The following is a 13,680-nucleotide window of genomic DNA, read 5'->3' as shown; positions in this document are numbered from 1 at the left end:
CGCTCCGCGACCGCACCGCGACCGCTCCGCGACCGCACCGCGCCTGCCCTCCCCCTGCTCGCAGCGCGCGCAGTTCCGCGCGCGCTGCTCGCGGCCCGGTTCTTAGTCGAATAAGTGGGAGACCGCCGGTTGGCGCGCGCTGTCGCAGTCGCGCGACTGGAGAGGAGCGCGGCTGCGTCGATACCGTGCGAGGGACGACGAGCGAAGCGAGGAGTCGGTTGGGGAGGGTGAGGCTGCGGTGTGGTGCGGTCGCGGTGCGGGGAGTCATCGGCACCGGCACGAGGAGCGGTGGTCGTGAAGTAGCAATGCGTTCGCGGTGCGGTAGCGGTTCGGTCGCGATACGGAACGGTTGAGCGTCGAACGGCGAAGACGCCAATGATGCGACGATCAACTGATAGCGGGGGGTGTTCGTTAGTCTTTAACCACCGCGAGTCGAACGCTCGCGCAATGAGTGCGCAGAGCGCGGAGACCACGGAGCTGACGACGGTCATCGGGCTGGAGGTCCACGTCCAGCTGGAGACTGACACGAAGATATTCTGTGGGTGTCCGACGGCGCCGACCGACGACGCGAACACGCAGACGTGCCCGGTCTGTCTCGGGCTTCCGGGGGCACTCCCGGTGCTGAACGAGGCGGCGGTGGAGGCCGCGGTGAAGGTCGGGAAGGCGATCGACGCGGAGATCCCCGAGGAGACGCGGTTCCACCGGAAGAACTACTTCTATCCCGACTTGCCGAAGAACTTCCAGATCACGCAGTACGACGAACCGATCTGTGCGGACGGCGAACTCGAGATCCGCGTCGGCGGGGAGCGCCGGACGGTCGGCATCCGTCGCGCGCACCTCGAGGAGGACCCGGGGAGTCTCCAGCACGTCGGCGGAACCATCGACACCGCGGACTACACGCTCGTGAACTACAACCGGGCGGGGACGCCGCTGATGGAGATCGTGACGAAGCCGGACTTCCGCGCACCCGAGGAGACGCGCGCGTTCCTCGAGAAGCTCGAGGAGGTCCTCGAGTACCTCGGCGTGTTCGACGCGAGTCGCGACGGGAGTCTCCGCATCGACGCGAACCTGTCGCTCGTCCCGAGCGACGCCGTCGACGAGGACGGACAGATCAGCGAGGCCGTCCTGGAGGAGGCGAACCGGACGGAGGTGAAGAACATCTCGAGTCACAAGGGCGCGGAGACCGCACTCCAGTACGAGGAGGGCCGCCAGAAGGACCTGATGCGGCGCGGGAAAGCCGTCGCGCAGGAGACCCGGCACTTCAACGAGACCCATGGGTCGACGGTGTCGATGCGGTCGAAGGAGGAGGAGAAGGACTACCGGTACTTCGAGGAAGCCGACCTGCCGCCGCTGCAGGTCTCGGGGTGGAAGGAAGAGATCTCGATCCCCGAGTTGCCGGACGCGCGACGGGAGCGGTTCCGCGAAGAGTACGGGTTGAGCGAGGAAGCAGCGTCGAAGTTGACGTCGACGAAGCAAGTCGCGGACTTCTTCGAGGACGTCGCGGCGTCGTTCGACGCGGACCTGGCGGCGACGTGGGTGGCGGACGAACTCCTCGGCGAACTCAACTACCGCGACATGGCGGTGACGGAACTCGGCGACCGGCTGAACGAGGTCGAGCGTCTCGTGGAGCTGGTGGCCGAGGAGGAGATCACGGCGAAGAACGCGCGCGAGGTCGTGCTCCGGGGGATGCTCGACGACGGCGATTCGCCCGACGAGGTCGTCGAGCGCGAGGACCTGGGGAAGACCGACGAGGACGCGGTCGCGGCCGCCGTCCGGGAGGCGATCGAGGAGAACCCGGAGGCGGTTGCGGACTACGAGGAGGGCGACGACGGTGCGATCAACTTCCTCGTCGGGCAAGTGATGGGGAAGACGGGCGGGAGCGCGGACCCGGGGACGGTCAACGAGGAGCTGCGGGCGGCACTGGACTCCTAACAGCTCCCCCGCATTCTCGGGGTGGTGGCTTCGGGTCGAGGGTGCCAATAGGACTTTCTCCGTGGGTGTCGTTCCGGAGAGCATGACTGGGGGGTTCGACGGTGCGACTGGGACGTCGGCTGTCGGGGAGGACGCCGTGGTGTTGCTGGTCGGGGGAGACGACGCGCTGGCCGAGCGAGTCGCGTCGCGGCTGTCGTCGTCGACGCTGGACGTGACGGTCCGTACCGTCGGCGATCGGACGGACGTGCTCGAGGCAGTCGCGGACGTGGATTGCGTGGTGAGTACCGCGCCGCTCGGCGACGACGAGTTCCTGGAGGCGGTTCGGGCGCGCGACCCACGGCTGCCGTTCGTCTCGTACGCGCCCGTCGACGACGTCGCGGAGTTACTGGACGCGCTCGCGATGGGGTTCACGGACGTCGTGCCGCGCGAGGGGGAGACGTCGGTGGGCGTGCTCGCCAAACGCGTGACGGCAGCGGTCGAGGGGGCGCGGGTTCGCGAGCGAGCGAGCGCGCAAGCGACGGCGTTGCGCGCCGAACGCGACCGGTTCGCGGCGCTGTTCGAGCACATCCCTGAGCCGACGGTGTTCTACGAGATCGTCGACGGCCGGCCGGTCACGACCGACGTGAACCCGGCGTTCGAGTCGGTGTTCGGGTACGACGCCGAGACCCTACAGGGCGACGTGGTCGACGACTACATCGTCCCGGAATCGAAGGCGAACGAGGCGGCGACGCTGAACGACCGAATCGCGGACGGCGAGCATCTGGACTTGGAGGTGCGGCGGGCGACGGCCGACGGCGAACGCGAGTTCCTCCTGCGGGACGTCCCGGTTCCGGAGAGCGACGGGATGCGAGGGTACGCGATCTACACGGACATCACGACCCAGCGCGAGCGCGAGGACCGACTGCGGGAGGCGACGTCGCGCCTGGAGGCCCAGAACGAGCGCCTGGAGGCGTTCACGGGCGTCGTCAGTCACGACCTCCGACATCCGTTGAGCGTCGCGATGACGTACACGGAACTGCTCAAGGAGCGCCACGACGACGAAGACCTGGAGGCTCTCGACGGAGCGCTGGCGCGGATGGACGACCTCATCCAGGACCTCCTCGCGCTCGCCCAGCAGGGAACGGACGCCCAGGACCGCCAGTTGCTGGGGCTCGCGGACGTCGCCCGGGACGCATGGTCCGCGGTGGACACCGAGACGGCCACGCTCGACGTCTCGCTGGGCGACGCCGCGGTACGCGCCGACGAGAGCCGGCTCCGCCAGCTCTTCGAGAACCTCTTCGCGAACAGCGTCGAGCACGGCTCGACGAGCAACCCGATGCAGTCCGATGACAGCGTCGAACACGGCCAGGAGACGTCGGACGACCGGGGCGGCCTCGTGGTAACGGTCGGCGTCATCGACGACGACGACCGTCGCGGATTCTACGTCGCGGACGATGGCGTCGGCATCCCCGCGGACGAACGCGACCGCGTCCTCGAGCAGGGGTACAGCGGCGGGAGTGGCACGGGGTTCGGGCTCGCGATCGTCGACGCCGTCGCGGACGCACACGACTGGACGGTGACCGTCGAGTCGAGCGTCGACGGCGGCGTCCGGTTCGCGTTCACCGACGTCGACCTCGTCACGTGACGCGAACCGGATTCCAGGTCGGCCCGTGACGCGAGCCATATTTCGAGTCGTCTCGCACGCGCAGGCGGCCGGTCGCACGCCCCCGTAGGCGGCCGGTCGCGTGCACGCACACCCCTGCGTTGTCCCCGCCACTGCTTGCGGTTTTGCGGGCCCGAAACGTTGAAACCGGCCTCGGACCTACCTCTCGTCAATGACACGCCCCCGGAACGAGCGAGGTGCGGTATGGAACTGATCGTCACGGAGAAGGACAACGCCGCGAGACGCATCGCGGACATCCTCAGCGGCGAGAGTGCGACCGCGACGCGCGAGAACGACGTGAACGTCTACGAGTGGGGCGGCAAGCGCTGCGTCGGCCTGAGCGGGCACGTCGTCGGCGTGGACTTCCCGCCCGAGTACAGCGACTGGCGGGACGTCGAACCGGTCGAACTCATCGACGCCAGCGTCGAGAAGACGCCGACGAAGCAGAACATCGTCGCCACCATCCGCCTGCTCGCGCGGCGCGCGGACACCGTCACGATCGCGACCGACTACGACCGCGAGGGCGAACTCATCGGGAAGGAAGCCTACGAGATCGTTCGCGAGGTCAACGACGACGTCCCCATCCAGCGCGTGCGGTTCTCCTCCATCACGGACCGCGAGGTGACGGAGGCGTTCGCGAACCCGGACGACATCGACTTTGACCTCGCGGCCGCCGGCGAGGCCCGCCAGATCATCGACCTCGTCTGGGGCGCCGCCCTCACGCGATTCCTCTCGCTGTCCGCGCGCCAGCTCGGCGAGGACTTCATCAGCGTCGGCCGCGTGCAATCGCCGACGCTACGGTTGATCGTCGACCGCGAGCGCGAAATCGAGGCGTTCGACCCGACCGACTACTGGGAGCTGTTCGCGGACCTGACGAAGGCAACCGACGACTCGTTCGAGGCGCAGTACTTCTACCGGGACGAGGACGGGAACGAGGCCGAGCGCGTCCTCGACGAGGACGAGGCCGACGCCGTCCTGGAGGCGCTCCAGGACGCCGCGACGGCGACGGTGACGGACGTCGACCGGCGGACGCGCACTGACGACCCGCCCGCGCCGTTCAACACCACGCAGTTCATCCGCGCCGCCGGCTCGCTCGGCTACACCGCGAAGCGCGCGATGAGCATCGCCGAGGACCTCTACACCGCCGGCTACATCACGTACCCCCGGACCGACAACACGGTGTACCCCGAGGACCTCGACCCCGCGGAGCTCTTGGAGGAGTTCGTGAACCACCGCGAACTCGGCGACAGCGCCGAGAGCCTGCTCGAAGCGGAGGAGCTCTCGCCGACGGAAGGCGACGAGGAGACGACCGACCACCCGCCGATCCATCCGACCGGCGAGATCCCCGTTCGCGGGACGGACGTCGACGACGACGAGTGGGAGGTGTACGAGCTCGTCGTCCGCCGGTTCTACGCGACGGTCGCCGACCCCGCGAAGTGGGAGCACCTCAAGGTCGTCGCCGACGCGGCAGGCAGGACGCTGAAGGCGAACGGGAAGCGCCTCGTCGAGGCGGGCTATCACGACGTCTACCCGTACTTCTCCACCTCGGAGAACTACGTCCCCGACGTCACCGTCGACGAGGAACTCGACCTCGCCGACCCGCGGCTGGAAGCGAAGCAGACCCAGCCGCCGCGCCGGTACGGCCAGAGTCGCCTCATCGAGACGATGGAGGACATGGGCATCGGGACGAAGGCGACGCGACACGAGACCATCGAGAAGTTGTACAACCGGGGGTACGTGGAGAACGACCCGCCGGTCCCGACCGCGCTCGCGAAGGCCGTCGTCGAGGCCGCCGAGGAGTACGCGGACCGCGTCGTCAGCGAGGACATGACCGCGCAACTCGAGCAGGACATGGACGCGATCGCGAGCGGCGACGCCTCGCTCGAGGACGTCACGGACGAGTCCCGCGAGATGCTCGAATCGGTGTTCGAGAACCTCCGCGACAAGCAGGCGGAGATCGGCACGCACCTCCAGGAGAGCCTGAAGGCGGACAAGACCCTCGGCGAGTGCCCGGAGAGCGGGCACGCACTCCTGCTGCGGCGCTCGCGCGGCGGCAGCTACTTCGTCGGCTGCGACGGCTACCCGGACTGCGAGTACACGCTCCCGCTGCCGAGCAAGGGGAAACCGCTCCTCCAGGACAGCGAGTGCGAGGAGCACGGGCTCCGCGAGGTGAAGATGCTCGCGGGCCGCCAGACGTTCGTCCACGGTTGCCCGCTCTGCGCGAAGGAACGCTCCGGCGAAGGCCCCATCATCGGCGAGTGTCCGGATTGTGGAGAAGAGCACGGCGGCGAACTGGCGGTGAAGACGCTCGAAGCCGGCACCAGACTGGTCGGGTGTACGCGCTACCCCGACTGCGACTACTCGCTCCCCCTCCCGCGTCGCGGCGACATCGAAGTCACCGACGAGACGTGCGACGAACACGACCTCCCCCACATCGAGATCCGCGACGGCGAAGACGACGACGACCCCTGGGAACTCGGCTGCCCCATCTGCAACTACCACGAGTACCAGGAACGCGAGAGCGAGAGCGGAACGGGGTTAGAGGCCGTCGACGGCATCGGCGCGAAGACCGCCGAGAAACTCGCCGCCGCCGGCATCGAAAGTCTGGACGCGCTGACGGACGCCGACCCCGACCAGATCGCGGGCAGCGTCGACGGCGTCAGCGAAGACCAGATCCGGACCTGGCAAGCGAAAGCCTAACTTCGGTCGTCAGGGCTCGGAAAGCGCGAAATCGGTGTCAGCTTTCGACGGTTTGACTCTCCTGATACACCTGATTTCGGAGGTGTTCGGTTATTGCGTCCCGGAGGTCGTCGTTGTCCATGAACTCCTTGAACAGGTCATGGTTGCGCTCTCGACGGTCGATGATCATCTTCGTCAGTTCTTCGTCGAACTGTAGCGCGAAGTTCTCCTTGCTGTTCACCTGAGCAGATTTCTGGAGGTCGTCCTTCTCCAGTGCGTCCTCCTTGAGCTGGTCGAGGAAGAGCTTGTCCGCTTCGGTGAAGTCGGTCCCGAACTTCTCGTTGATCTGGTCGATGATGGTCGAGAGGTCGACTTCCTCTTCGTCCTGCTGTCGGGTCCCGGTGTCCGTCGGGACGGAAACCTCTCGGGAGGACGACTGGAGGTCGATTGCACCTTCTTCGGACTTCTCCAGTCGATAGTACTGGAGAGCGAGTTCGTCGTTGAACTCCACGCGAGAAGACGCGGACGCACTCGGTAGCTCCTTGTAGAGGAATCGTCCAAAAGTGTAGAGCTTCTCCAGTTCAGGGTCGGAGTAGTTCACGATCTGGGACTGAAACTTGTACAGTCTAAGGAACGATTTCAGCGTCGACCGGAAGTCGTCCTTGACTTCCTCGCCCTTCGATTTGAATCGGTCGCGCGCGGGTTGGATGTGACTCTCCAGTTCTGCGTGAGACTGGTCCGTCCCGGTGTTGTCTGGGCCGAAGAAGGCTGCGGCAAACTTCTCGACCTCCTTGTCGGTGTAGATTTGGAACGCGTCGAGGTCGGATTCGAGCTTGTATATGTGCTGTGGGTCGGTTGTCTCCTCGACGGTCGTTCGCTCGTAGTAGGGTTCGAACGCCTCGTAGATGTCCTCTTGGTCGTTCACGAAGTCGAGGACGAACGTATCGTCCTTCCCGGGATGCGTTCGGTTGAGACGCGAGAGCGTCTGGACGGCTTGAATCCCGGAGAGGTTCTTGTCGACGTACATCGTGTGCAGGAGCGGTTCGTCGAACCCGGTCTGGTACTTGTCGGCGACGACGAGCACCTGGTACTCCTGGGTCTCGAACTTGCTCGGGAGTTCGGACTGCTTGATGCCGTCGTTCATCCCCTTTTCCGTGTGCTCGATGCCGTCGTCCTCGACGGTGCCGCTGAACGCGACGAGCGCACTCAAGTCGGTGTAGCCGTTGTCTTCGACGTAGTCGTCGATCGCTTTCTTGTACCGGACGGCGTGGAGGCGCGAGGAGGTGACGACCATCGCCTTCGCCTGCCCGCCGATCTTGTGCTGGGTGTGATTCCGGAAGTGCTCGACGATGACCTTGACCTTCTGGGAGATGTTATGCGGGTGGAATTTGAGGAAGTTCGCGACGGCCTTCACGGCCTTCTTCTTCGGCACCTGTGGATTCTCCTCGATCGCTTTCGCGATTTCGGAGAAGGTGTCGTAGGTCGTGTAGTGCTGGAGGACGTCGAGGATAAACCCCTCCTCTATGGCTTGCCGCATGGAGTAGAGGTGGAACGGTTCGGGTTTGTCACCGTCTTCGGGGACGTGCCCGAACGCTTCGAGCGTCTTCCCTTTCGGCGTGGCGGTGAACGCGAAGAAGCTCAGGTTCTCCTGCTGGCCGCGGGCTTGCGCGCTCTTGGCGAGGATGTCCTCCCAGTCGTCGTCCTCCTCGATGTCTTGGCCGGCGAGAATCTGCTTCATCTCCTTGGCCATCTCGCCGGTCTGGCTGCTGTGTGCTTCGTCGACGACGACGCCGTACTTCCGGTCGGGGAGTCCCTTGGTGTGTTCGATGACGTACGGGAACGTCTGGAGCGTCGTGATGATGACTGGCTTCCCGGCTTCGAGTGCCTGCGCGAGTTCTTCGGACTTGGATTGCCCTTCGTCTTTGATCGCGTGAACGACTCCGGTCTTGTGGTCGAGTTCGTATATGGTGTTCCGGAGTTGTTCGTCAAGTATCGTGCGGTCGGTGACGACGACGACGCCGTCGAAAACGGATTCGTCGTCTTCGTCGTGGAGGGAGACGAGTCGGTGGACGAGCCACGCGATGGACTTGCTCTTTCCGCTCCCGGTGGAGTGCTGGACGAGGTAGTCTTCGCCGGCACCGTTCTGGCGTGCGCTGGCGACGAGTTCCCTGACGGATTCGAGTTGGTGGTAGCGCGGGAAGATCATCGTCTCCTCGGTGTCGACCTTCACGCCGCCTTCGACGATCTCCTCTTCGTCGATGTGGATGAACCGCTTGATGATCTCCATCCAGCTGTCTTTCTCCCAGACGTCTTCCCAGAGGTACGCGGTCCGGTGGCCGGATTTGAGCGGGGGGTTCCCGCTGCCGCCGTCGTGACCCCTGTTGAACGGGAGGAAGTGCGTGTCGTCGCCGGCGAGTTCGGTGGTGTACGCGACCTCGTGTTGGTCAACGGCGAAGTGCACGAGCGCGCCGCGCTTGAACGAGAGGACGGGGTCGGCGGGGTCGCGGTCGGTCTCGTACTGGCGTTTCGCGTCTTCGATGCTCTGGTCGGTGAGCTTGTTCTTGAGTTCGGCGGTGGCGACGGGGATGCCGTTGACGCTGAGTGCGAGGTCGATGCTCTTCCCGGGGTCGGTGAGCGAGTAGTAGAACTGTCTCGTGACGCCTAGCTTGTTCGCCTTGTACTTGCGTTCGATCTCGGGATTCAGCCCGGTGTTTGGTTTGAACGCTGCGAGGTCGATCGCGGTGCCGGCAATACGGAATCCGTGACAGAGCACGTTGAGCGTCCCCTGGTTCTCCAGCGCGCTCGTGAGTTGCTGGAGGAACTGCTTGCGCGCATTCCCCTTGTACGCAGTTTCGAGCTTCTTCCACTTCTCCGGTTGCGTCTCCTGCACGAACGAAATCACGACACTCGGGAAGATACCCCGCTCCTGATCGAATTCGTCCGATGGAATCGACTCGTACCCATCCTCTTCGACTAAATGCGCCTCTATCGCCTTCTCGAACGCCCCTTCCTCGTGATCCTTACTCATATCGTCGCATCTTGCTTGTCAGACTGCTGCCAGTCACTTAAATCGATTTGCCCAGTGACTGCTTTGGTGATTAGGGCTAGGCGTTTTTCTTCGAGAAGGCGGATTGATTGGTTAATAGTCTCTTCCAATCGTTCTTTTGTCTTACAGAAATCTACCCACTTCGCTGAAATAGAAGTTTGCGACGATTCCTGGGGAAGCGGCACCTCAAACTCGTTCACCTGTTCGCGACTTATGTGTGGGACACTTACACCGGTCGTTATTGGTTCAAAATACTGGCGAAACCTCTCACTCTCTAATATCATCCTCACGTACTTCTGGTCAACTCCCGCTTTTGCTCGGATTCGTAGGACTCGTTGTACTAGAAGCGAGGGGCAATCAGATTCGTCCAGTTTTGCCACGCGAATTCCGTCACTAATCCAAGGACGGTCCATTCCAAGGACAATATCGCCTGGTTGTAGGAGAAAATCCTCAAAGTCATCAATTTTCTCTTCTGGCCAATAAACAGTCTCGTCCCAATTGAGTTCCCCAACTCCTACGTTCACACCCCTTAGAAGCCTCATATTTTCTGAATTAGTAGTGAACTCAGCACTTGGGAACGCATAGCCAGGAGTGGAATCCACGAGATATTTGAGTGGTACAGATTTCCCGTCAGAGGCCATGAAGTCCTCTATAACAGCCCTTCGTTTCTCGTCCAACAGCCCTAACAGATTCTTTTTATATTTTATTAATTCATCTATAGTTTCTATATGAAAGTCGAGATAGTCTGCTACCAATCTCATCCTTTCAACTGGGGGTTTAGGGAAGGAGAATTGCGCAAATTTCCGACCAGAGACGTTCGAGATAGTTGACTCACTACGCTCAGCATTAACTAGTTCCTCAAAAAGTTTTGACTGGGTGAAATATTCAAAGAAACGCGAATCGAGATGGTCTTGCGGTCGGAATCTAACCAGATAACTAGCAAAGGTGCAAGGACCGTGGATTGAACTATCATATCGGAATGGAAGACCCACTGTCCCGCTCCTAGATATCAATATATCACCATCTTTCAAAATAGTGTCTCCTGCCTCAGATGGTGGTATGTAGACTGCATCATTCTCTTGGAGGGCACCCTTTTCCAAAATATCAGTTGTCCTGATCAAGCGAATTCCATCATCGCCATATTCACTAGATGAAATATTTAGCCCGTACTCTGCCGATATTGAGCAGAGGTGTTTTAGGCTCACCCACTCCCATTCAGTAGGTAATTCAGGAAATGTGCTCTCAACCCGGTTTGCTTTGGCACTTGCTGGGTTCTTCATTTACTGACCTCTTTCAGTAACTCAACGATTTCCTCACCTGTATGCTCAATATCCTCATTAATTTTCTCCAACGAGCGAGGCGGTTCATACTGGTGAAAGTATTTATTGAAATTTATTTCATACCCTACTTTTCCTAGCTTGTCATCTTTTTCGTCGTAATATTTATTCTCTCTATTAACCCACGCGTTTTCAACGTGGGGCCTTACTTCCCGCTCAAAATACTCGATAGGGTCCTCGCCCAATGGCACGCGCTCACGGTCCCGTAGGTCGGTATCGTGCTCCGGGTCACCATTACTGTCTCTCACGATTTCAGCATCAGGATTTTGTTCACCAAGCGCACGTTCAATGGCATTATAGACACTGTTTCGAACATCCACACCATGCGTGTTGAACGCCAACTCGACCTCATCCATGAACTCGTCGCGATTCAACCACTGTATTTCCGGATCCAGAGCCATCAGTGCTTCTTTTACGGCTTTCTGAGTCTCCTTGTCCCGGTTGGTGAACGCCCGTTCGTCATGCAAATCTTCGATGCGCTCCTCGGTCGCTTGGAAACTCATTCGGAGTGGGCGGTCGATAACGATGCGTCGATAACCGAATTCCTCCTTATCAAACACCTTTGACCGTCCGTTCGCCTCTAAGTCGCCGAAAATCTCCGTAATCTCATCGATATGGTTCGCCGAGAGTTTATGACGCTTCTCTCCGAGGCTTTCGTCCATCTCCTCGTACATCTCGCGAGCGTCGATGAGTTGGATTTTTCCAGCGCGTTTCTCGGGCTTGTCGTTGTTCAGCACCCAGATGTACGTGTGAATCCCCGTGTTGTAGAACAGGTTCTCGGGGAGACCGACGATGGCTTCCAGCCAGTCGTACTCGATGATCCACCGCCGGATGGCTGACTCGCCGCTGTTCGGACCGCCCGTGAACAGCGGCGACCCGTTGAAGACGATGGCGACGCGGGACCCACCGTCGTCGGGGTCCTTCATCTTGCTCAGCATGTGCTGGAGGAACAGGAATGCACCGTCGCTCACCCGCGGCGTTCCGGCACCGAACCGACCAGCGTACCCTTGCTCTTCGTGTTCGCGCTCAATGTAGTCCTTGACCTTCTTCCAGGAGACCCCGAACGGCGGATTGGAGAGCATGTAATCGAACTTCCGGTCGTCGAACCCGTCGTCGGTGAACGAGTTCCCGTACACGATGTTGTCCGGATTCTGGCCCTTGATGAGCATGTCCGAGTTACAGACCGCATACGACTCCGGGTTCAACTCCTGCCCGAAAACGTGCAGGTTCGCCGCCTCGTTTAACTCGCGCACGTGGTCCTGCGCGACGCTCAGCATCCCACCCGTCCCACACGCCGGGTCGTACACCGTCCGCACCGCGCCCTCCTCCGACAGCACCTCGTCGTCCTCGTCGAAGATGAGATTCACCATCAACTCGATGACCTCCCGCGGCGTGAAGTGCTCCCCAGCCGTCTCGTTGCTGAGTTCGTTGAACTTCCGAATGAGCTCCTCGTAGATGTACCCCATCTCCTCGTTCGGGACCTCGTCCGGATGAAGGGGAATCTCCGAAAACTGCCGGATGACCTTGTACAGCAGATCCGCATCGTCGAGCCGCTGAATCTGATGGTCGAAGTCGAACTTGTCGAAGATCTCCTTCGTGTCCTCGTCGTACTGATTGATGTAGTACTGGAGGTTCTCCGCGATGTCGTCCGGGTCCGAACACAGCGACTCGAACGTGTACTCGCTCGTGTTGTACACCGCCTCGCCCGACGCATCCTTCAACATCGGCGCCTTGTTCTCGATACCCGCATCCTCCAGTTCCGCCGCCCGCGCGAGCACCTCGTCCTTCGTCGGCTCCGTCACGCAATCGAGGCGGCGCAAGACCGTGAGCGGGAGGACGACCTTCTGATACTCCGACTGCTTGTAATCCCCCCGGAGAAGGTCGGCAATCTCCCAGATGAAATCCGCCTTCTCGCTGAAATTCTCCACCATATACCGCCCCCATACAACTGAGACAATTAAAACGCACGGCACGAAGGCGACACCAGAAAAATCGACGACCCACTCGGGGTACGTCACCTGTCCATCTACCGAAGGTGCTTTACCCTCGCGCCGGGGTTCTGGGGGTATGAGCGAGCCGTGGGCGGACTGGGATCACGTCCTGAAGTTGGACCCGGACAAGGAGCTGTACGAGGACGAGACGTTCGCCGACGTGGCGGCGTGTGGGACCGACGCGCTGGAGATCGGTGGGACGCTCGGGATGACCGAGGAGAAGATGGTGTCGTTCATCGAGCGGGCGGCCGAGTACGACCTCCCCGTCTACCAGGAGCCGTCGAACCCGAGCGTGGTGGTGGATTCGCCGGTGCTCGACGGCTACCTCGTGCCGGTCGTGTTCAACGCGGGGGACGTGTTCTGGGTGACGGGCGCGCACAAGGAGTGGGTGCGGATCGAGAACGGCCTGGACTGGGAGCGGACGACGACGGAGGCCTACATCGTGATGAATCCCGAGGCGAGCGTGGCGGAGTATACGGACGCGGACTGCGACCTGGCCGCGGACGACGTCGCGGCGTACGCGGAAGTCGCCGAGCAGATGTTCGGCCAGGACGTCGTGTACGTCGAGTACTCGGGGACGCTCGGCGACCCCGAGAAGGTCGCGGCCGCGGGGGACGCGCTCGAGGACGCGACGCTGTTCTACGGCGGCGGCATCCACGACTACGAGTCCGCGAACCTCATGGGCGAACACGCCGACGTCGTCGTCGTCGGCGACCTCGTCCACGACCAGGGCGTCGACGCCGTCACCGAAACCGTCAACGGCGCAAAGGACGCCTAGGCCGCGTTCTCGCGGGATTCGCGCTCGATTCTCCCGCCGGCAGTTCTCGACCCGTACCGACTGGACTCGCGACGACCGCGTTCGGGACTGCGACCACGCAGAAAGCCCCGCCGCGCTCCTCACCACGCAGCTCGGCGTGATTCAGTTCGTCTCCTGCGAAGACCACCACGCACCGAACCGCGACCGCCCAGAAAGCCCCGCCGCGCTCGACCGCCCGCGCTCGCTGCGCTCCTCGCTTCGCTGCGGTGCTTGCGTCGCGAGGCCGCCCGAGCGCG

At 62.1% G+C, this 13,680-nt stretch carries 7 protein-coding genes; 4 read left to right on the top strand and 3 right to left on the bottom strand.

Annotation, left to right across the window (positions count from 1 at the left end):
* The first annotated feature begins 447 nt into the window (after positions 1-447).
* The 3 genes from gatB to G9C85_RS12970 all read left to right on the top strand — a co-directional run bounded on the left by gatB (position 448) and on the right by G9C85_RS12970 (position 6,274).
* A complete protein-coding gene (gene gatB, locus G9C85_RS12980; protein WP_166040594.1) occupies positions 448-1,932 on the top strand; it encodes an Asp-tRNA(Asn)/Glu-tRNA(Gln) amidotransferase subunit GatB in 1,485 nt (494 codons plus the stop codon).
* Between the two features lie 82 nt (positions 1,933-2,014).
* A complete protein-coding gene (locus G9C85_RS12975; protein ID WP_166040592.1) occupies positions 2,015-3,556 on the top strand; it encodes an ATP-binding protein in 1,542 nt (513 codons plus the stop codon).
* Positions 3,557-3,778: 222 nt separating this feature from the next.
* Positions 3,779-6,274: a DNA topoisomerase I gene (locus tag G9C85_RS12970; protein ID WP_166040591.1), complete on the top strand. Its 2,496-nt coding sequence runs from the start codon at positions 3,779-3,781 to the stop codon at positions 6,272-6,274.
* Between the two features lie 37 nt (positions 6,275-6,311).
* Here G9C85_RS12970 and G9C85_RS12965 read toward each other — a convergent pair whose 3' ends face one another.
* The 3 genes from G9C85_RS12965 to G9C85_RS12955 are packed head-to-tail and all read right to left on the bottom strand — an operon-like array spanning position 6,312 to position 12,567.
* A complete protein-coding gene (locus G9C85_RS12965; protein ID WP_166040589.1) occupies positions 6,312-9,281 on the bottom strand; it encodes a type I restriction endonuclease subunit R in 2,970 nt (989 codons plus the stop codon).
* Positions 9,278-10,579: a restriction endonuclease subunit S gene (locus G9C85_RS12960; protein WP_166040586.1), complete on the bottom strand. Its 1,302-nt coding sequence runs from the start codon at positions 10,577-10,579 to the stop codon at positions 9,278-9,280. Before G9C85_RS12960 ends, G9C85_RS12965 begins: the two co-directional genes overlap by 4 nt.
* Positions 10,576-12,567 carry a class I SAM-dependent DNA methyltransferase gene (locus G9C85_RS12955; protein ID WP_166040984.1) on the bottom strand — a complete coding sequence of 664 codons (1,992 nt, stop codon included), beginning with the start codon at positions 12,565-12,567 and terminating at the stop codon, positions 10,576-10,578. The genes G9C85_RS12960 and G9C85_RS12955 overlap by 4 nt, the downstream gene beginning before the upstream one ends.
* Positions 12,568-12,703: 136 nt before the next feature.
* Here G9C85_RS12955 and G9C85_RS12950 point away from each other — a divergent pair, with 136 nt between their 5' ends.
* Positions 12,704-13,405: a phosphoglycerol geranylgeranyltransferase gene (locus G9C85_RS12950; RefSeq protein WP_166040584.1), complete on the top strand. Its 702-nt coding sequence runs from the start codon at positions 12,704-12,706 to the stop codon at positions 13,403-13,405.
* Positions 13,406-13,680 lie beyond the last annotated feature (275 nt).

Source organism: Halorubellus sp. JP-L1 (assembly GCF_011440375.1).
In the GTDB taxonomy this organism is placed as follows: domain Archaea; phylum Halobacteriota; class Halobacteria; order Halobacteriales; family Natrialbaceae; genus Halorubellus.
The sequence above is the reverse complement of the archived record's forward strand: the minus strand, read 5'-3'. Positions and strand labels throughout refer to the sequence as shown.